17 protein-coding genes, 1 tRNA gene and 3 pseudogenes (1 of these 21 running past the window's edge) are annotated in these 20017 nt (G+C 57.5%); 13 read left to right on the top strand and 8 right to left on the bottom strand.

Going from position 1 to position 20017, the window contains the following annotated elements:
- The first annotated feature begins 133 nt into the window (after positions 1–133).
- The 8 genes and pseudogenes from KBW81_RS16890 to KBW81_RS16925 all read left to right on the top strand — a co-directional run.
- On the top strand, positions 134–1111 hold the full coding sequence (locus KBW81_RS16890; RefSeq protein ID WP_254249313.1) for a LacI family DNA-binding transcriptional regulator: 978 nt from the start codon (positions 134–136) through the stop codon (positions 1109–1111).
- A complete protein-coding gene (locus KBW81_RS16895) occupies positions 1108–2127 on the top strand; it encodes an ABC transporter substrate-binding protein (RefSeq protein WP_254249314.1) in 1020 nt (339 codons plus the stop codon). Before KBW81_RS16890 ends, KBW81_RS16895 begins: the two co-directional genes overlap by 4 nt.
- A 63-nt stretch (positions 2128–2190) precedes the next feature.
- Positions 2191–3012 (top strand): ABC transporter permease, encoded by an 822-nt coding sequence (locus KBW81_RS16900; RefSeq protein ID WP_254249315.1) that lies wholly within the window; start codon positions 2191–2193, stop codon positions 3010–3012.
- A gap of 4 nt (positions 3013–3016) precedes the next feature.
- Positions 3017–3793: an ABC transporter permease gene (locus KBW81_RS16905; protein WP_254249316.1), complete on the top strand. Its 777-nt coding sequence runs from the start codon at positions 3017–3019 to the stop codon at positions 3791–3793.
- Positions 3786–4799, top strand: a complete 1014-nt coding sequence (locus KBW81_RS16910) for an ABC transporter ATP-binding protein (protein ID WP_254249317.1) — start codon at positions 3786–3788, stop codon at positions 4797–4799. Before KBW81_RS16905 ends, KBW81_RS16910 begins: the two co-directional genes overlap by 8 nt.
- On the top strand, positions 4796–5704 hold the full coding sequence (locus KBW81_RS16915) for a nucleoside hydrolase (RefSeq protein WP_254249318.1): 909 nt from the start codon (positions 4796–4798) through the stop codon (positions 5702–5704). The genes KBW81_RS16910 and KBW81_RS16915 overlap by 4 nt, the downstream gene beginning before the upstream one ends.
- Positions 5694–7460 carry an adenine deaminase gene (locus KBW81_RS16920; protein WP_254249319.1) on the top strand — a complete coding sequence of 589 codons (1767 nt, stop codon included), beginning with the start codon at positions 5694–5696 and terminating at the stop codon, positions 7458–7460. Before KBW81_RS16915 ends, KBW81_RS16920 begins: the two co-directional genes overlap by 11 nt.
- Positions 7461–7849: 389 nt before the next feature.
- Positions 7850–8664 (top strand): annotated as a pseudogene (locus KBW81_RS16925) (IS3 family transposase); the annotation flags it as partial.
- Positions 8665–8924: 260 nt separating this feature from the next.
- Here the strand turns inward: KBW81_RS16925 and KBW81_RS16930 are convergent.
- Positions 8925–10157, bottom strand: coding sequence for an IS110 family RNA-guided transposase (locus KBW81_RS16930; protein ID WP_254249320.1), 1233 nt, complete (start codon positions 10155–10157; stop codon positions 8925–8927).
- Between the two features lie 137 nt (positions 10158–10294).
- Here KBW81_RS16930 and KBW81_RS16935 point away from each other — a divergent pair.
- The 3 genes and pseudogenes from KBW81_RS16935 to KBW81_RS16940 all read left to right on the top strand — a co-directional run.
- Positions 10295–10567: pseudogene (locus tag KBW81_RS16935) on the top strand (integrase core domain-containing protein); the annotation flags it as partial.
- A 48-nt stretch (positions 10568–10615) separates the two neighbouring features.
- Positions 10616–10852, top strand: coding sequence for a Gfo/Idh/MocA family oxidoreductase (locus KBW81_RS18810; protein WP_367305341.1), 237 nt, complete (start codon positions 10616–10618; stop codon positions 10850–10852).
- Between the two features lie 58 nt (positions 10853–10910).
- Positions 10911–11270 (top strand): annotated as a pseudogene (locus tag KBW81_RS16940) (IS5/IS1182 family transposase); the annotation flags it as partial.
- A gap of 661 nt (positions 11271–11931) precedes the next feature.
- Here the strand turns inward: KBW81_RS16940 and KBW81_RS16945 are convergent.
- From KBW81_RS16945 to KBW81_RS16955, 3 genes are all read right to left on the bottom strand, one after another.
- Positions 11932–12005 (bottom strand) — tRNA-Cys (locus KBW81_RS16945).
- 72 nt (positions 12006–12077) lie between these two features.
- On the bottom strand, positions 12078–13010 hold the full coding sequence (locus KBW81_RS16950) for an MYG1 family protein (RefSeq protein ID WP_254249321.1): 933 nt from the start codon (positions 13008–13010) through the stop codon (positions 12078–12080).
- Positions 13011–13363: 353 nt separating this feature from the next.
- Complete coding sequence (locus KBW81_RS16955; RefSeq protein ID WP_254249322.1) at positions 13364–14683, bottom strand: ATP-binding protein; 1320 nt, start codon at positions 14681–14683, stop codon at positions 13364–13366.
- Positions 14684–14722: 39 nt separating this feature from the next.
- Here KBW81_RS16955 and KBW81_RS16960 point away from each other — a divergent pair, with 39 nt between their 5' ends.
- Positions 14723–15622, top strand: a complete 900-nt coding sequence (locus tag KBW81_RS16960) for an MBL fold metallo-hydrolase (RefSeq protein WP_254249323.1) — start codon at positions 14723–14725, stop codon at positions 15620–15622.
- Between the two features lie 143 nt (positions 15623–15765).
- The gene (locus tag KBW81_RS16965) at positions 15766–15972 is read left to right on the top strand and encodes a hypothetical protein (protein ID WP_254249324.1); all 207 of its coding nucleotides are present in this window, start codon (positions 15766–15768) and stop codon (positions 15970–15972) included.
- 94 nt (positions 15973–16066) lie between these two features.
- Here KBW81_RS16965 and KBW81_RS16970 read toward each other — a convergent pair whose 3' ends face one another.
- The 4 genes from KBW81_RS16970 to KBW81_RS16985 all read right to left on the bottom strand — a co-directional run.
- Positions 16067–16672, bottom strand: a complete 606-nt coding sequence (locus KBW81_RS16970) for an Isoquinoline 1-oxidoreductase subunit (protein WP_254249325.1) — start codon at positions 16670–16672, stop codon at positions 16067–16069.
- Between the two features lie 4 nt (positions 16673–16676).
- On the bottom strand, positions 16677–18848 hold the full coding sequence (locus tag KBW81_RS16975) for a xanthine dehydrogenase family protein molybdopterin-binding subunit (protein ID WP_254249326.1): 2172 nt from the start codon (positions 18846–18848) through the stop codon (positions 16677–16679).
- A 3-nt stretch (positions 18849–18851) separates the two neighbouring features.
- The gene (locus tag KBW81_RS16980; protein ID WP_090190961.1) at positions 18852–19310 is read right to left on the bottom strand and encodes a (2Fe-2S)-binding protein; all 459 of its coding nucleotides are present in this window, start codon (positions 19308–19310) and stop codon (positions 18852–18854) included.
- Positions 19311–19399: 89 nt separating this feature from the next.
- Positions 19400–20017: the 3' portion of an endonuclease/exonuclease/phosphatase family protein gene (locus KBW81_RS16985; protein WP_254249327.1), read on the bottom strand. It continues 264 nt past the right edge of the window; the window shows 618 of its 882 coding nt (coding positions 265–882); the start codon falls outside the window, past its right edge — the gene reads right to left on this strand; its stop codon occupies positions 19400–19402.

Genomic DNA, 20017 nt, shown 5'->3' on the forward strand with positions numbered 1-20017 from the left:
CAACTTCCGCGTCATAACCCACGAGAACATTCGGGTTCTATATTAGAAGTGGTTAAAGATTAATCGTTTAATCAAAAAACGTTGACACGTCCCACTTCGGTTGCTTAATCGTTTTACCAATGGGGCGACAAGCATGACGACTATTAAACAAATTGCTATAGATATGGGTGTCTCGGCCGCGACCGTTTCGAATGCGCTGACTGGGAAGGGACGTGTTTCTTCCGACATGGTTGAGCGGATTAAGAAGCGCGCACACGATCTAGGGTATCGTCCCAGCCTTGCGGGTCGTGCTTTGCGTAGTGGTCAGACTGGTATTCTTGGATTGGTCATGCCTGATTTGACCAACCCGCTCTTCCCGCGCATCGCACAGCATTTGTCTTTGGTGGCTGCGGATCGGCAGTTGGGTATCCTTATTGCGGATTCACGCGGTAATCCCGACGAGCAGACGCAAGCAATTAACCGGTTGTTGGACAGGGGCGTGGATGGTCTCTTGATCGTGCCGCAAAAAGGCACAGCGCCCGGGCTACAAAATGTTCCGACAGTGATTATCAACACGGCCTCAGACCCCGACAATTCGGTCAGTGCGGATCATGCGGGGGGCGGTAGAATGATCGCGGAGCATATTGCGTCGCTGGGCCACCGCCATGTTATCCTGCTTGGTGAAGACCGCGTTTCAGAGGTGCAGCGGGATCGGGTCGCAGGGATGCGCGCGGGATTTGATTCATCAATTCACCTGCAAGAAATCTGGGGTGAGAGCGGGATTGATCAGCTTGTTTCGGCGATCCAAAACGGCGCGACCGCTGTTATTACGACATCAGATTTGTTGGCGCTTCGTGTTCATTCTCATTTAACGCGCAACGGGATTGTCGTGCCGCATGATGTCAGCCTGACAGGATTCGACGATCTGCCATTCGCAATCGCGATGCACCCCACACTGACGACAGTGGCACAGGATGTTGAACAGATTGCTGGTTTGGCAATCGAAAGGCTGATCCTCGAAATTCAGGGCGAAACCCTGCCCGCGCAAAACGCAAACGTCGCGATGCGCCTTGTAATACGAAACTCTACCACCAAACAAAACTCGAAAACCAAACCGGAGATCCTACAATGAAAAATGCAATCTCACTCTCAGCCCTTTGCTGTGCGCTTGCGACAAGCGCGTTTGCGCAAGACAAGACGCTGACAATCTCGGTTTATTCATTTGCACAGGATGAATACAAAGAGATGCTTTACGATCCGTTTGAAGAGATTTGCGATTGTAAGCTTGTCATCGAAACTGGCAATAGCGTCGAGCGGATGGCCAAGATTGAAGCGAACGCTTCAAATCCTGTGATCGATATGGCGGTCATCGCATCGCAAGATGCGCTAGAATTAGCACGCAAAGATTTGTTGGCACAACTTGATGTCTCGAAGCTTGCAAACCTCAGCAAGCTGTACAGCGCAGCGCAGGATCCGATCGGCGATAACTTTGCCGTTGGATACACTTTTTATGCAAGCTCGATTGTCTATCGTTCCGATCTAATCAAGGTCAACAGCTGGGCCGATTTGCTTGATGAAAAGCTCGCTGGAAATGTGGCGCTCCCGAACATCACCGGAACGCAGGGCCCTCTGACTTTGATGATGCTCGATAAGGCCGCTGGCAACGACGGTACTGACCTTACGGGCGTGATTTCAGAGGTGGGAAAGCACGCAGACGATATCGTGACATTTTACTCGCGCTCTTCTGAGTTGACGCAATTGATGAACCAAGAAGAGGTGATTGCGGCTCCGGTTGGCCGGTTTGCGTGGAGTGCCTTTAAGGATTCCCCACTGCCTTTTGCATGGGCTGAACCTGCCGAAGGCCAAGCCGGCGGCATGAATGTTATGGTCATGACCAAAGGCAACGGTAACGAAGATTTGGCTTACCAATTCATGGACTATTGGTTGTCAACAGAAGTGCAAACCAAAGTTGCAGAGGCTTTGGTCGATAGCCCAGCAAATGCAGAAGTTGTCGTTAGCGATGAAATTGCGGACAACCTGACGTATGGTGCGGACCTGATCAATTCGCTGAACCTTCTTTCGCCTGCTGAAATTATCGACAACCGCGAGGCTTGGGTCGAGCAGTGGAACACTGAAGTTATCCAGTGAAATTGCGGGGCGGTCGATGGGCCGCCCCTCATCCCCCCTTCCAGTTAATATTGGAGCCAGCAGATGTTCTCAAATACTCGCGAAGGTCTTGCGCTGGCATTGCCCGCTGCAATATTCGCGCTGCTTCTATTTATCCTACCGGTCGGCATTCTATTGTCAGAGGCGTTTCAATCAGACGCGGGATGGACGCTAAGCGGCTACACAGATTTCTTTTCCAAACCTCTGAACCAAACCGTTTTCCTGCGCACGCTTAAACTGGGCGTCCTGGTTGCGGGTACGGCTGCCGTGATCGGTTATGCCGCCGCGTTTAGTATTAGCAATTTATCTCCCGTAGCACGGGGCCGCGTTTTCGGGCTCGTTATTCTACCGCTTATGATCTCTCCCGTCGCGCGGACTTATGCGTGGATCGTGATCTTGGGCCGGACGGGTATCGTGAACGACGCCTTGGTTGGATTGGGCATAGCAGAGACGCCCATCCGGTTGTTGTTCACCGAAACGGCGGTCTTCCTTGGCCTCTTGCAGCTGTTTATGCCTTTGATGATTATCTCGCTGCTATCGGCGATGGAGAATATCCCGCGCGACGTTATTCCTGCCGCGCGTGTCTTGGGGGCCAACTGGTTTCAGGTCTTTTTCCGTGTGATCCTGCCGCTTACCAAAGAAGGTTTGGTCGTTGGAGGCACGCTGGTGTTCACTGGCGCGCTGACTGCCTACATTACGCCCGCCATTCTGGGTGGCTCCAAGGTGCTGATGTTGGAAACGCTGCTCTACCAACAGGTTAACGTTTCGAATGACTTTGTGTCGGCCAGTGTCATCGCAATGATCTTAATTATCATGTCCTTTACAGCAAATCTGCTGCTAAAGCGCATCGCCACGGCGCGGAAGTAATCCCATGAAAAATATAACAAGCTGGGCGATCATCGGCCTGACCCTCACCTTTCTGATTGGGCCATTCATCATCATCATTTTCGCGGGCGCGTCTGCCGGTGAATCCCTTGCGTTCCCTCCCGACGGCTTGTCGCTCAGATGGTATCTCAAGGTTTTTACTATCGAGAGCTTCCGTCAAAGCTTTCTGCTTTCGATGGGTCTTGCCATCTTCGGCACATTGGCGGCGCTGCTTTTGGGTATTCCTGCGGCCTACGCTCTGAACCGCTATGAATTGCCCGGTGCAGAGACCATCCGCACAGTCGTGGCCTCGCCCATCATCGTGCCCGGCATTATCGTTGGTTTGGCGCTGCTGCGGTATATGGTCATTCCATTGGATGTTACTGTCACGGTGGCACTTTTCATGGCGCATACTGCGCTTGTGTTGCCTTATGCCGTGCGCGTCGTGTCATCGAGCCTGAACAACCTGCGCTCTGACATGGAGGAGGCCGCCGTGTTGCTCGGCTGTACCCGCCTGCAAGCATTCACAAAAGTCGTGCTGCCTAACATTCGCGGCGGCGTGCTTGCCGCGTTTATTTTGGGCTTTGTAACCAGCTTTAATCAGGTGCCCGTGTCGCTGTTCCTGTCAGGGCCGGGGGTAAGGACGTTGCCCATCGATATGCTCGCATACATGGAAATCACCTATGATCCATCAGTCGCTGCACTCTCTGCGCTTCTGGCCTTCATGTCACTTGCAATCGTCTTTATCGCCGAACGCCTATTGGGATTTTCTCGCTATGTCTGAAAAATATGTAAGCCTCCGTAACCTCACCCTATCTTACGGCAAAACGGTTGCAGTCCCAAACCTGAACCTTGATGTCGTCGAAGGCGAACTGATCGCGCTACTGGGGCCATCGGGCTGCGGCAAAACCACCACCATGCGTGCCATCGCGGGGCTGCTGACACCTACGTCTGGCACCATCGCTATTGACGGGCGCGACGTCACCCGCGTCGCGGCCAACAAACGGGGCATCGGCTTGGTGTTCCAATCTTACGCACTGTTCCCGCACCTCAGCGCCTTTGAAAATGTGGCCTTCGGGTTACGCCTGCAAAAGATGCCAGAGACAGAAATCCGCCAGCGTACCGAGGCAGGTATCGCGACTGTCGGATTGGCAGGGTTCGAAAAACGTAAACCCGCAGAGATGTCAGGCGGCCAGCAACAGCGGCTCGCCCTTGCACGGTCATTGGTGATGGAGCCAAAGGTGCTGCTGCTGGATGAACCGCTATCAAACCTAGATGCACGCCTGCGTCTAGAAATGCGCACCGAACTCCAGCGCGTCCAAAAGAAAACCGGCGTCACAATGGTGTTCGTCACACACGACCAATCCGAAGCCTTGGCGCTGGCAGACCGGATTGTTTTGATGAAAGACGGCAAGATCGAACAACTGGGCACACCGCATCAACTCTACGCCGAACCGGCCACGGCGTTTGCGGCGGAATTCATGGGTTTCGAAAACATCTTCCGCGTCCAAGGCGAAAATCTTGTGTCTGATTTTGGCCAACTCCCGCTGGGGTTCAAAGCAACCTCACCGATGCTCGCGTGGCGTCCAAGCGGCGTGCAGGTCGGTCAGGGGCCGTTAAGTGGCCGCGTCTCCGCCAGCAGCTTTGCAGGAGGACACCGCGAATATGTCATTGATACCGCCCTTGGTCAGATCAAAGCAGACGCGCCAATTGAAACTCCAGAAGTCCCGCTTGGCGAAAACATCGCGTTTGATCTTCCGAAATCCAACGCGAGGCAACTGTCCGAATGAGCACATTCTGGGTCGATACGGACTTTGGATTCGATGATCTTTGGGCACTCTTGGCACTGCGCCATTTGGGTGATGACATTGCGGGCATCTCGCTCGTGGCTGGAAACGCCACACTGGCGCAGGTCACCTCAAACGCCCTTGGCGCACGTCAGGCTTACGGTTTGGACGCGCCGATCTACGCGGGTGCGGCCCGCCCACTCTTGCGCAATCCAGAAACGGCAGAGCGTATTTTGGGAACGCGCGGCATGCAAAGCCGTGGCCAGCATATACCAGATGGCGGACCGCTGAGAGAAACCACGGACGCCCATACGGCGCTTAAAAGCTGGCTCGGCTCTGCAAAGTATGGCATGCGGCGCGACATTCTGGCTATTGGCCCGCTCACAAACATCTCGCGTCTTGTGCAAGACGCACCCGAGTTGGCGCAAAACATCACGCGCCTTATCTGGATGGGCGGCAGCGACGGTGCGGGCAATCACTCGGCACTGGCGGAATTTAACGCTTTGGCTGATCCAGACGCGGCTGCAATCGTCGCAGAGGCTGGCCTCCCGCTTGACGTGGTGGATCTCATGTTTTGCCGCACAGTGGCCTTTGGCCCTGACCAACTTCCGCGCACCGACCCCCTCACCGCCGACCTGCTTGGCGGGTATCTAGATATTGGGCTAACGAGGGGACGCCCGACCATGTCGATCTATGACCCGCTTGCCGCACTTGTTGCGTCTCAACCAGACGCCTTCGAATACCGCCGGTGTGACATGTCCGTTTCAGTGGCCTTGAATGCGACGCAGGGACAGACAACATTCAAACACACGACCAATGGATCAACTCGCCTTGTTGTTGGAACCACATTAGAGGCCGCAGAAATCTGTCTGGACGCGCTCACAGGGAACCACGCCAATGCCAACTGATGTTAACCTGAATGACCCGATCCTTCGTGCCGATGCTGTCAAAGCGGCGCGTGGTTTGCGTCCGTTTGATATGCTTGTGCGCAACGCGGTGATGCTCGATATGGTCACGGGTCGCGAACGGCTCGTTGATATTGGCCTCATTGGCCCGCTCATCGCCAGCGTTCACGCGCCAGATCCTACGCGCGAAGCCCACGCCGAAATTGATGCAACGGGCGCATATGTCGTGCCTGGTTTTATCGACACGCATTTGCACATCGAAAGCTCTATGGTGACGCCCGCCGAATATGCCCGCACGGTGGTTCCGCGCGGCGTGACGACTGCACTTTGGGACCCACACGAGCTGGCAAACGTGGCTGGTATTGCCGGTGTTGATTACGCCTGCGACGCGGCAAAGGGCCTGCCTATACGGCTGCTACCGCTTGCACCCACTTGCGTGCCATCGGCCCCCAAGTTTGAAGTGAGCGGTGGAGATTTTGGGCCTTCCGAAATCGCACAACTACTGGCCCGCCCCGACATCCACGGTGCCGCTGAGCTCATGACAATGCACCAACTGTTGGACGGCGACCCGCGCGTGCAAGGGATCGTCGCCGCAGGTCTCGCGAGCGGTAAACGGGTCTGTGGGCATGGCCGTGGCCTCATAGGTGGCGACTTGGCCGCCTACGTCGCCGCAGGCGTCGAGACAGATCACGAGCTCACGTCAGCCGCCGACCTGATCGCCCGCTTAGAGGCGGGCATGACCATCGAGCTGCGCGGCTCGCACCCGCACTTGATACCAGAATTCGCCAAAGCCATCATTGATTTGGGGCACCTCCCGCAAACAGTCACACTCTGCACCGACGACGTGTTTCCAGATGATTTATACGCCAAAGGCGGGCTAAACCACGTGATCGCGATGCTCATCGAAAACGGTGTGCCGCCTGCTTGGGCTTACCGCGCGGCCACACTGAATGCAGCGTGCCGCATTGGACGGCCTGAACTTGGCCTCGTTGCGCCAGGGAAAATGGCCGATTTTGTACTTTTGTCCGATCTACACAAAGTTACCGCATCACATGTTTTTGTAGCTGGTCAATTGGCGGCCCTCGCAGGTGAATTGTGTCAACCGGTACAAGATATCCCCGTGCTGCCCGCAATTACGAATACGGTCCAAACGCGGAAATTCGTTACTGCAGACTTCAGTGTCGCGGCCAAGGGTACAGTTGCGCACATTGCCACGCTATCTAAGCCGCGTTTCCCGCAATGGGGTGCCCGCGATGTCGAGGTTAAAGAGGGCCATCTCGTGTTACCCGATGACATGATCCGAATGGCTGTTTGTAACCGCTACGGTCTCAACACACCAACGCGGGTCGCATTCTTGGAAAACTGGGGGACGTGGCGCTGTGCTTTTGCGTCGACTGTTTCTCACGATAGCCATAACATCACAGTCTTCGGGCGTGACCCCAACGATATGACCGTGGCTGCGAATACACTACGCGAAATGCAAGGCGGGCTTGTTGTCGTGGCTGACGGCAAGGTTGTTGCAAAACTAATTTTGCCTATTGCCGGTCTTATCAGTGAACAGCCGCTTGAAGATGTCGCAAAGGAATTTGCAGATCTTCGCGCAACATTGGACACGCTCGTGGATTGGCAGCCGCCATACCTTGTCTTCAAGGCGTTGTTCGGGGCGTCCTTAGTCTGTAATGCAGGTCCACGCCTCAGCGATGTTGGTCTTGTTGATGTTTTCGAAAACGTAGTCCTTGAAAGCTGCGTAATTTCGTAATTGACTAAGATAATTCATGACACGACGATGTTTGCATATCTCCGTGGACATAAATATTGGCTAAATGCTCGGGGGCTAAGGCGCGTTTGTTATTTTGAAAATCTTGAATACTTACCCTCTATGCAAGACAACGATATCGGCCGATTGTAACCGACTATAGGCGGTTGCGAGAAATTTAAATAAGGCATTGATACGGTATCGCTTTCCTGAAGTGATCGTGTTTTCGCAATGCTGCGTTGTAGTTCTCGCTTTCATCGGTAGGTTTGGGCCTATCTTCTCCTTTCTTTAGCCGCCCCAATATAAAAAAAGAATTTCGGGGGGTAATCCTCCCCAAAATTAAGGGGATGCGGGCGCTGAATTTTCTCAGCAAGATACCTGAGGAGAATCTGATGAAGATGACGAGATTTAGCGAACCCCAGATCCTTGCGATCCTGCGCCAGGCCGAAGGTGGCGTGCCGGTTGGCGAGCTGTGCCGTGAACACGGCATGAGCACCGCGTCTTTTTATAAGTGGCGCGCGAAGTATGGCGGCATAGATGCGTCCATGATCAGCCAGATGAAGAGCCTGGAGGACGAGAACCGGCGGCTGAAGCGCATGTTTGCAGATCTCAGCATGCAGGCCGATCTGCTGAAGGAAGCCCTTGGAAAACAGTGACGCGGCCATCTCTGCGTCGCGAGATGGCCGCCAAGGCAGTGGAACACCGGGGGGTTAGCGTCGCGCTGGCCTGCCGGGTGTTTGGCGTCAGCGAGACGTGCTATCGCTACAGCCCGTTGCTCAGCGATGAGAATGAACTGATCGCTGACCTGCTGGTCGGCCTGACCGACGCCCGCAAGACATGGGGCTTTGGTCTGTGCTTTTTACACCTTCGCAACGTGAAGGGGCATCCCTGGAACCACAAAAGGATCTATCGGATCTACTGTGCCTTGGAACTGAACCTGCGGATCAAACCACGCAAGCGATTGACGCGTGAGGTGCCGGACGCCCTGGCCGTGCCTGAGGCTCCGAATATCACCTGGTCGATGGACTTCATGGCAGATCGGCTTGAGGACGGTCGTGCCTTCCGGCTGCTGAACGTGCTGGACGACTTCAACCGGGAAGGCTTGGGCATAGAGGTGGACTTTTCGCTGCCGGCGGAGCGGGTCATCCGGAGCCTCAACAACATCATCGAATGGCGGGGCAAGCCCAAAACCATACGTGTGGACAACGTCCTATGCGCGGAATAATCGTCTAATTTGGCATCAGGTCATTGTCGTGTTGGGCGATACCAGCACGTCGGATTTTGCCTCAGTTCGGCATTTTGGTCAACGACAGTCTCTCCCATAACAAACACAGAGTTCGCTATTGCGGCTCTCACCGTCCTTAAGACGAGATCATCGGGTCGCTAACACAGAAAGCCTAAACATTATCTACGAGGTCAGATGTCTGCCTCCACGGCCCTTACAGAGAAAGGTCCTTCTGTGATCGATCACCCCTCAAAGAAGGGGCGATAGGGCTCGCCATGTTTGATAATCCCGTGAACTGTACGGGGCATTTTGGCGGCGATTGCGGTATACGCCTTGCGGCGCAAATGGGTGTTGTGCCGGTCCTTGGCGATATAGCGCTCGAACTTATCCCGGAAGCTGTTGGTTCGCTGTAGAATGGCAACCTGACCAGCCATCCACAGGGTGCGCCGCAAGCGGGCATTCCCGTATTTTGACAGTTTGGTTTGGCCGCGGAATGTGCCGGACTGGATGGTTGCCAAGTCCATACCGCAGAACTTCAAGAACTGCCGGTGGTGTCCAAAGCGGCGTAAATCGCCAGCTTCTGCTAAGATGGTCAAGGCGTTGATCGGACCGATCCCAGGTATTGATGTCAGCAACTGATAGTCAGGCAGATCTTTAAGAAGCGCGACGGCGCGAGCTTCGATTTGATTGCGTTGCGCAATGAGACTGCGGCCTTCGCCAAGAACCAAGCGGAACATACTTATCGCATCAGAATCTGAGGCAACCGGCAATCCCACTGAAGACTTGGCTGTCTCGTAAATGTCTGCAAGCAAACGATCTTTCGCCACCTTGCGCCCAATAACGTCCCAAGCATCAGCGGTGAAAGCCTCTTTGCCCATTGCGGTGATAAAATGTGGTGACGGATAGCGTTCGAGGAATGCAAAGAACCAATCGCTGCGCGAGCTGCGGTGAAAGCGGTCAGCTTCGGGGAAGTACAACGGCAGGTAATGTGTCAGCACACGGTGCCAAAGTTCGGTCTTCGATCTGGAGACGATATCGTGGGTTTTGGACAGCTCTTGAATGTCATTCGTGCCATGCACCAATGGGTCATGATAAAACTGCTCGTTCCCGATCTCCATCATATGCAAGATAACCTGGGCGTCCTTGGGGTCATTCTTGTCCCAACTGTTGTTGAGTGCTTCGCGGGTTCGCGCCAAAGCGACTGACGACACCAGCTTCACCTCAAAGCCAGCGGTGGCCAGATAATAGCCCAGGGCACGGTGATAATTACCGGTCGCCTCGAAGGCCACACGCACCGGGCATCCATAATCTCTCAACGTAGCGATGAGGCGATTAAAGTCGGCAAGCTCGTTCAAAACAGTTAAGCGGCGTCGCCGTTTCTTATCTGGGATAGTAATTAAAACTTCATGCCGGGCCTTTGAGATATCGATAGCCACCAAAACAGGTGCATCTTGTGCAATACTAATCTCGGTCATAGTCGGTCTCCTTTGCGGTGTGGTTTGTGTGAAACCACTGTAGGGACCTGAGACCCGGCTATGACCACCTGCTGCGCTATTTAAAGGCTGCGCAGGTGGCCATAGCCTCTTAATCAGCGTCATTCCGAAGGTGTTATGGCCCGGAATATATCAGTCACGCGCTGTTGGATTGGGCTGAAGAGCACGGCATCGCCTTGGCACACATCCAGCCGGGTCAGCCGCAACATAACGCCTACATCGAGCGCTACAACCGCACGGTCAGGCACGAATGGCTGGACCAATACATCATCAACAGCATCGAAGAGGCCCAACACTTTGCCACACAGTGGTTATGGACATACAACAACGACCGCCCGAATATGGGCATCGGCGGCATCTCGCCCGCAATGAAACTGAAAATGGCTGCGTAAGTTCTACGGCGGCACCCCGTTAAAAACGGGAGGATTACCGGGGCAAAAATGGCGCTGAATTTGGCACTTATCAGCACAGGTTTTATTCCTCACCAGGCCATTGCTAGGATCGTCAAGCGCAATGGTTCCCAGCTTTATTCCATTTACGGTCGAAACCCAGATCTGGTGAAACAGTTTGAGTCACCATACGGGTTTCCAACACTATCCATGGACCTGGCTGACCTGCTTTCTGATCCAAACGTTGACGTTGTTTATATTGTTCTTCCTAGGGACAGGACCCATTAATCTGACTGAACCTGCGACGCCTGCCTGACCTCACCGCCCCCGAACGAAAGTGGGCTTCATGGGCAATCTGTATTGGCTGAACGAGGCTCAGATGGAGCAGATTTCGCCATACTCCCCGAAGAGCCATGACGTACTGCGTGTGGACGACCAGCTTGTCCTTGGCGGCCTTATATATATCAATCCCAACGGCTTGCGCAGGCGAGATGAACTGTGAGTATGGCTCTCACCAGACGTTCTGCAACCGCTAGAAAATGTGGAGCGACATGGGCATTTTCGCGCAGATTATGACGGGTTTGGCGGCAAAGGCACCCGACAACAAGACGATTTCCTTCGATGCGGCGCACCTTAAAACACACCGGACGGCTTCAAGTCTCTGGGCGAAAAGGGGGGGCGTGGACGTCTGATCGGCTTTCTCAAGAAAGAGCATGGGAACCCGGCAAAGGGTATTCCTCTGTCTAAGCAGACAAGCGACGGCTGGGGGCCTTTGCCGGATGATGTCAGAGCAGAGTTTGAAGCCGTTGCTCGGCCCCGCGGATGTAACTGTGTTTAGGCACAGGACAGCGGATCGGTGACGTGGTGACGATCCGGTGGAGCCACATCAAGGATGGGGTCTACGACTTCACTCAAGGTAAGACCGACAAGCCTCTTTGGATACCGCTGACGGATCGCCTTAGGGACCATCTAGCGACGGACGAAAAGAACGGTCTAATGGTCGTCATGGATAAGCGCGGACGTCCGGTACACTAACATGCGATTGCCGACGAGATGCGCAAGGTGAACTCAGAAATGCAACATCCAGACCCATTGAACTACGTCATGGATGGCCTGCGCAAGAATGCGACAATCGAGCTCTAGCAGTCCGAATGCGATGAAGAGATGGTCAAGGCCGTTACCGGGCGCTCAGGTGTGTAAATGCTGAAAAAGTATGGTGGTCAGGTGAGGCAACGCGAAGTGGCTACACGTGCTCAGGACGCCGGTAATCGCATGGACCAGAACAGGTCCTAAACGTGAATGCTTCAACGGCTGTTTCAAAAACTACACTTAAGAAGTGAGCTTATGACGCAAGTCATTGAAATCATTGGAGGCGAGTACCGGAATCGAACCGGTCTACACGGATTTGCAATCCGCTGCGTAACCTCTCCGCCAACTCGCCGCCGGGATAGGGTCTTGTGAGGTGTGACCTATGGTTTTCGGCGGTCCGGTGCAAGTGCTTTTCGCAAATGGCTTAAAGGCCGTCTGCTTCGGCCTGTGTGACGGCTTGGTCGGCCATAGCGCGGATCGCCTCATAGGATGATGCAGCGGCGATGAAACGGCCGTTATGACAGAACTTGGCACCAAGCACGCCGCTGGCTTGTTCAAGGGCGGCACCTGTCAGTCCGGCCCATGCTGCGGGCAGGTCGGCGCGTAGATCAAAGCTGTTGGGGTCTTTAGAGATCCCGCCAAGCGTCCAGTCGTCGGTCCCGCGCGGCGTGATGACGAACAGCAGCTGATCGGCGCCGGCCTTGATCACGGCGGGGCGGAACGGCATGCCCATCGGCAGTTCCAGCACGCGGCCTGTTCCGGCGGCGGCGATGGCGGTCATCACCATGTCGTCGGCGCGCAGGCCTGCGGCGCTGCGGGCGACGCGGGCTTCTAGAAAGGCGCGGGCGATGTTCAGGGCGGCGTGAAAGGCGGCCATGTCGGCCTCTGGTCCGCCTTGGTCAAAGACGGGCTTAAGCGTTTCCAGCAGGCTGGGCAGGATCATGCCCGAGAGCGGTCCAGCAACAGAGGGGTTCACGGCACCATTGTCGAGCAGATCAATCGGCAGCACGAAGCCGGCGTCGATCTTGGCGTGGACGGTTTCAATGTCATGGGCAGGGATGTCGTGGGCGGTAAGGTAATCGCGGCCAAGGTGTTTCCACACCAAACCAAAAGAGCTGAACGGCTGGCCATCGTCGCGCAGCGGGGCGTCGCGTTGGTGATGGTCGAAAAGGCGCAGGTCAGGGTCATACCCGCCGCCGACGTCATAAACGACGCGGTCCGGTCCAGGGGTGATCCATGCGGCGTCGCGACTGCGCACGATCTGGGCCTGCGGGAACAGGCGTGTGAGTACAACGCTGGACATGAGTTCGTCCGCGTGAAAGCCGCCGGAATGGGTCACCAGATATGATGTCGTCATGATAATAGTGCCTTTGATTGATAACCCTCTGAAACCTTTAAACTGTGTCAAGTTCAACTCGAAATGACGGGTTTTTTGAGGGCCGCGGCATATTTGGCACCCGCTTTAGGGGAGGTGCGTTGGGCGGGGACGGTTTGGCTGAATGGAAAAATACATTTCAAAAACGCAATGTTTCGCATGCGATACATATTATGTAAAAGAATCGTTTTTTCGAACAAAGGGTTAAGAAGTTTTGGGTGGTGCGTTCGCTAGTAGCTTAACGGTCAAAAATAGTGTGTGGGTGCAATATCAGTAAGCCGGGGGGCGGCACCATGTCGCGGGCCTGCACCAGTGTCGGTTGAAGCGGGCGTGCGTTACCGCGCGAGGACCAGTTCTGCCTTAAGCCCGCCAAGCGTGTCGCTAGCCGACAGACGTAACACTCCGCCGTGGCTGCGGGCGATATCGGCAACAATCGCAAGGCCAAGGCCGACGCCTGCGCCCTTGTCTTGATTGCGCGCGGCATCAAGGCGGGTGAAGGGGCGGATCGCGTCGTCGTGCTGATCCGCAGGAATGCCGGGGCCGTCGTCTTCGACAACGTAGCGAATCGCGCGGTCGGTGACATGGACGGCGATATGCGCTTTGTTGCCGTACCGCAGGGCATTGCCGACAAGGTTGTCCAGCGCGCGGCGGATTGCGGCGGGGCGCATCGGGATGGTGACCTGCGGGCCGCTGCCGGGTTGCAGCGTGACCGCAAGGCCGATGCGGGTGAAGTCAGCGACCAGATCGCGGACGATGCTGGCCGGATCGACCCGTTCCATCGCGTCGCCAGCGTCGGAGCGGGCGAAGTCGAGGAAGCTGTCGAGCAGGCGCTGCATTTCGTCGACGTCGCGCGTCAGCGGCTCTGCCTCTTCATCGTCGAGCAGGGACAGGCCTAAACGCAGGCGGGTCAGGGGGGTGCGCAGGTCGTGGCTGACGCCAGACAGCATCATGGTACGCTGCTGGATCTGCCGCTCTAGCCGGTTACGCATATCGAGGAACGCCATGCCGGCGGCCCGCACCTCTGCCGCGCCGCCGGGGTGGTAGGGCGTGATGCGACCTTTTCCGTAATCGGCGGCGGCGCGGGCCATACGGGTGATGGGGCGCAGTTGGTTCCGCAGAAAGATGTAGGAAATCGCGGTGAGCACGGCACCGAGCACGACCATAATCACGAGCAGCTGATGCGGGTTCGAGGCAGAGAGCCGCGTGCGGGAAATATCGACGGACATCGGGCCTTGTTCGGTCGCGATCCAGACAGTTACGCGGCGGCGGTCCGCCATAGAGACGGCCCCGATTTGCGGCACAGCCTCGCGCAGGCGGATGGCCACGGTACGCCCGGTAAAGTCGAACCATTGCCGGTCATTGACGATATCGGGAATGTCGTAGGGCCATGAAACTGCAAGCTCTAGCGGGCGGGCGACGGCATTGACCGATGTGATGGCGGCCTCGCGATTTGGGGCGGCATCGGCCAGATCGCGCAGATAGCGCAGGTCGATCGCGACGGCGGCGGTCATCTGGCGGGTGACGCCTTCGAAATGGCGCTGGATGAAGACGATCGACACCAGCAGCTGCAAGCTGAGGACGGGCAGGATCAAGATGATCAGTGCGCGCGTATAAAGACCGCGCGGCATGTAGCGTTTGAGCCATTGGAAGAACATGTGCATGATCCTAGCGAGTGCGAAGCGGAAGGCAAAGCGATGGATGAGTTTGACCCAAGGCCGGGTGTGGCAGAGCAGATTGCGCCGGGGCTGCGGCGCGTGTTGGCCCCCAACCCGTCAGCGATGACGTGGCGCGGCACGAATACCTATGTTTTGGGGAAAGGGCAGGTCACCGTGATCGACCCAGGCCCAGATGATGCCGCGCATCTGGCAGCGCTGTTGCAGGCGTCGGCGGGCGACGTCGTCAGCCATATCGTCGTGACGCATTCCCATTTGGACCATTCGCCACTGGCCGCAAAGCTTGCGGCGCAGACCGGCGCGCAGGTTTGGGCGTTTGGCGATTCGCATAGCGGTCGATCAGCTGTGATGCAGGGGCTGGTGGACAGCGGTTATGACGGCGGGGGCGAGGGGATTGATCTGCACTTTGCGCCGGACGGGTTTGTGAGTGATGGCGATGTGATCGACACGCCTGCAGGCGCGCTGCGGGTGCTGCATACGCCGGGGCATATGGGCAATCATATTTGTCTGCGCTGGGGTGATGCGGTGTTTTCCGGTGATCTGGTCATGGGGTGGGCGACGTCGCTGGTGTCGCCCCCTGATGGCGATATTAGCGATTTTCTGACGTCTTGTGCCAAGCTGCGTGCTGATGGCGCGGCTGTGCTGTATCCGGGGCACGGCGCACCGGTGACGGAGCCTGCGGCGCGGATTGACTGGCTGATCGCGCACCGGATAGAGCGGCGGGCGCAGGTTTTGGCAGCGCTAACGACGCCGCGTGACGTGGCCGGGCTGACGGCGGCGATTTATACCGACGTAGCCCCGGCGCTATGGCCGATTGCGGCGCGCAATGTCTTTGCGCAGTTGATCGAACTGGTGGGCGCGGGATTGGTGACGGCCCAGCCTGCGTTGACGGCAGGGGCGGTGTTCGCGCGCGCGCCCTAGTCACAGCGCGGCGCCGCGGTCACACGGTTGCGCGAGGATGCGCCTTTGCTGTCCGGTTCGGGTGCAAATTGGCTGCGGTGGTGGTATGTGATGAGGGAATGGAGCCTGCGATCAACGTAGGCCCGCCCGAGCAGGACATGAACATGCAAGCAACTGACAAGCGGCCCGCCCGGGACGTCCCGTGGTATCAACTTCGGTCGAGTATCACGATGATAACATTGACGATTGTCGCTGTGGGTGGCCTTGCCTTGGACTATGTCGCTAATGACCAGACTCCGGTTCCGGGATACCGAATCGTAGAGAACGGCACCATCGTTGGCGGCGCGCGGGACGATTCTTTTTTGCGCTAGGGCAACGCGGAGCGGGCGTCGGTTGATCTGAAATTGAAAAGCCTGCCGCAGGAACCCTGCGGCAGGCTTTTGTTTGTGCGGTGCTCTGTCGGGATCAGCCGGCGGGGCAGGCGGCTCCAGTGTCGATCCAAGCCTGCGTCAGTTGACCAAAGATGTCCTGCGTGCCGGGGGCGGGAGTGCGACCTTCGCCAGGCTCCCATCCCCAGCCGACCAGACCGTCGGTGGCGTTATGTTCATGCAGTTCGGCCAGCGTGCGGTTGCCGTTGCGTTCAGGGTCTTTGATCTGGTCGCAGATTTCGGCGGCAGACAGGCCGACCCAGCCCATTTCAATCGGCGCAAGTTGCCATGGGCTGTGGCCGGGGATGGAGCCTTTGCCAGTGGTGAAGGCCACGTTTTCCGCGCCGTGGCAGGTGGAACAGCGCATGCCGGGGGCACCGAAATCGCCCACGCCGCGCACGACGGGGGGCTGGTGCAGCTGCATGTCGTCGCCTTGCAGTGGCACATCGCCGACGGGGTGGCAGTTCAGGCAGCGCGGGCTTTCGATGACGACAAACATTTCCTCGAACAGCGCGGCAGAGCGGGCTGCTTCGTCGGTGATGGAGTCGAATTCATCGGCTGTGCGCAGGCCGTTGACGGTTTCGGCGTAGGCCGGGGCGGCGAAGAGAGCGGCGGCCATGGTGAGTTTGGTCAGGATGTTCATGGCGTTACGCTCCAGCCGGGGTGGTGAAGGGAAGGGTGGTGACGGCTGTACCAGTCAGGGCGCGCCATGCGTTGGCGACGGCGGGGCCGACGGGCGGTGTGCCCGGCTCGCCGATGCCACTGGGATCGGCGTCGCTTGTGATGATCTCGACCTCGACGGCTGGCATCTCGTTGATGCGCAGCATGCGGTAGGTATCGAAGTTCTGTTCTTGCACGACACCGCCCTCACCAAGGGTGATCGCGTTGAACAGGACAGAGCCGAGGCCGTAGCCGATGGCACCTTCGACCTGCGCGCGGATCACGTTGGGGTTCACGGCGACGCCGCAATCGACAGCGCACCATACCTTAGTGACATGGGGAAAGCCGTCGCGGTCTTCGACTTCGGCGATTTGCGCGACGTAGGTGTTAAAGGATTCGTGCAAGGAGACACCGTAGCCTTTGCCGTTTTTGACCTTTTGCCCGTCCCAGCCTGCCATTGTGGCGACTCTTTCCAGAACAGCGCGGTCGCGGGTCATGTCGGATTTCAGCAGATCAAGGCGACCTTGCACTGGGTCCTTGCCGCCCGCTTCAAGCAGTTGATCAAGGAAGACTTCGGTCGCATAGGCCGTGTGGCTGTGTCCGACGGACCGCCACCACAGCACGGGCACCTTGCTTTCGGCACGGACCCAGTCGACCCGCAGGTTGGCCAGATCGTAAGGCATCTTGACCGAACCTTCGTAAGAGGTCGGGTCTTTGCCGTCTTGCATCATCATTTCCATCGGGCCGCCAGCCATGATGGACTGGTTGACCACCGTGTTGTGCCAGCCAGTGATATTGCCGTCCGCGTCCAGCGCACCGCGCATTTTGTGCACGGTCATCGGGCGATAATAGCCGCCCGTCAGGTCGTCTTCGCGGGTCCAGATCAGTTTCCACGATCCATCGCGGCCAGCGGCGGCGGCGATGGCACCGATTTCGCTGCCGATTTGGGCGCTTGGCTGGGCGCGGCGACCAAAAGAGCCGCCAGCGAGCATGACGTTCAGCTTAACCTTGGTGATGTCGAGCCCGAGAGTGCCAGCGACCGCCTGTTTGTCAAATCCGGGGAACTGAAAGCCGCCCCATGTTTCAGCGCTGCCGTCTTTCACTTCGATCACAGCGTCCAGCGGCTCCATCGGGGCATGGGCGAGGTAGGGGAAGTGGAATTCAGCCTCGATCGTTTGGGCTGCGTCCGTCAGGGCAGAGGTGATGTCGCCCGACTCTTCGATCATCAGACCAGTGTCGCCGGTTTCGAGGGCAGAGAGGTCTTTCATCATCTGGTCGGAGCTGCGTGTTTCGGCGGCGCTGTCATCCCATTCCACGGTTAGTGCATTGCGACCCGTCAGGGCGGCGTAGGTGGATGTCGCGTAGACCGCGATGCCCTGCGGGATTTGGTGCACGGCGGTGACGCCGGGCACGGCAAGCGCGTCGGCGTCGTCATAGCTGGCGACAGTGCCGCCCAACATCGGCGCGTGGCGGATCACGACGTATTCCATGCCCGGCAGGTCCATATCCATAGTGAATACGGCGGTGCCGTTGGATTTGGCTTGGCTGTCGAGCTTGGGGCGATCCTTGCCGATCAGCACGAAATCCTTGGGGTCCTTGACGGGGGGATCTTCGGGCGGGGTCAGCATCGCGGCCTTGGCGGCAAGCGGGCCGAAGGTCGATGTTTTGTCGCCAGACGTCAGAACGCCATTCGCGATGGTAATAGTAGAGGCGTCGACGCCCCATTCGTCGGCAGCAGCCTGCACCAGCATCGCGCGGGCAGCGGCACCCGCTTTGCGCATTTGGGTGTAAGAGTTCGCCATGGCGGTCGAGCCACCCGTGCCTTGCAGGCCAAATAGCAGGTTTTTGTATTTCTCGTCATCGGCCGGGGCGGATTCGGCGCGCATCTGGGACCAGTCAGCGTCCATTTCCTCGGCCACGAGTGTGGATAGGCCGGTCATTGGACCTTGGCCGAATTCGATGTGCTTGATGATGACGGTGACAAGGTCGTCTTCGCCCACGCGGATAAAGGCGTTGGGTTCAAAGGCGGCAGCGGTGCCATCGGGCTGGAACGCCAAGGCGGCCCCCGATTGCGCCCGCCCGCGCAGGGGCAGCGAGACGGCGACAACAAGGCCCAGCGAGGACGCGAGGAAGGTGCGGCGGTTTTGTGTGATGGTCATGACTTAACCCTCCAACGTTTTTGCGGCGTCTTTGATCGCTTGGCGGATACGCACGTAGGATGCGCAGCGGCAGATGTTGCCGGCCATCGCCTGATCAATCTCTTCATCGGTCGGGTTCGGGATTTCGTACAAGAGCGCGGCGGCGCTGACGACCTGGCCGGACTGACACCACCCGCATTGCGGCACGTCGATATTCACCCACGCAGCCTGCACGGCCTCTGCCTCTGGCGTGTTCAGGCCTTCGATGGTTTGGATGTCCGCGCCTTCAAGTGTGGAAACCGGGGTCACGCAGGACCGGCGGGTCATGCCGTCCAGCATCACGGTGCAGGCACCGCATTGCGCGACGCCGCAGCCGAACTTTGTGCCGGTCAGTTTCAATTCATCGCGCAGAACCCACAACAAAGGGGTGTCGCCGGGCACGTCTACAGTGCGCTCTTCGCCATTTACGGTAAATGTTGTCATGGGTCCCTCGCTTGGATGCGGTCGCGTTATAGGACTATGACATGGAGCGGATTTACTAAAAGTCACTGAAGATTCATGCGGGCAACAGGTCAGCGGGTCTGAATGTCGGCGACGACGGCGTAATGATCGGACGGCCAGCGCCCGTCAAATTTGCGCCGCTGCACCTGCGCCGGGGCGGCAGGGGTCATAGGTCCTGCAAGTGCGATGTGGTCGATCGCCCCAAACAGATTGATCCCGCGGTTCAGGTGATAGGTAGAGCCTGAGGTGGGAAGAAAGCTGAGGCCTGCGTCCTTCAGGATCTGCGCGGTTTGCGATCCACGCAGGGCATTGATGTCGCCGACCAGGGCGACGCGCTCGCCTGCCGTAATCAGCGGGGCCATGCGGCTGGCCACAAGAGCGGCAGACTTGAGGCGGTTCGATCCGCTTTTGTATTCAAAGTGGACGTTTACGACATTCAGGATCGTGCCGTCCTTGTCTTGCAGGCGAACGGTGCTGGCGAAGGCCGGGAAAGAGCCATCATAAGTGCGGCTATAGATAACGTCCGGCGTGTCAGAGAAGAAGAACCAGCCTTGGTCCAGAAGTGTAAACCGGTCCCGACGGTAAAAGATGGGCTGGGTCGATGGAAAGCTGCGCCAATCACCGCTGGCCCCGGCGGCATAGTCCGGATTCTGGTCCAGCAGCCAATCGCGGGCAAGGTTGGTGCTGCC

It is taken from the genome of Loktanella salsilacus (genome assembly GCF_024206795.1).
GTDB classification, from domain to species: Bacteria; Pseudomonadota; Alphaproteobacteria; order Rhodobacterales; family Rhodobacteraceae; genus Loktanella; species Loktanella salsilacus.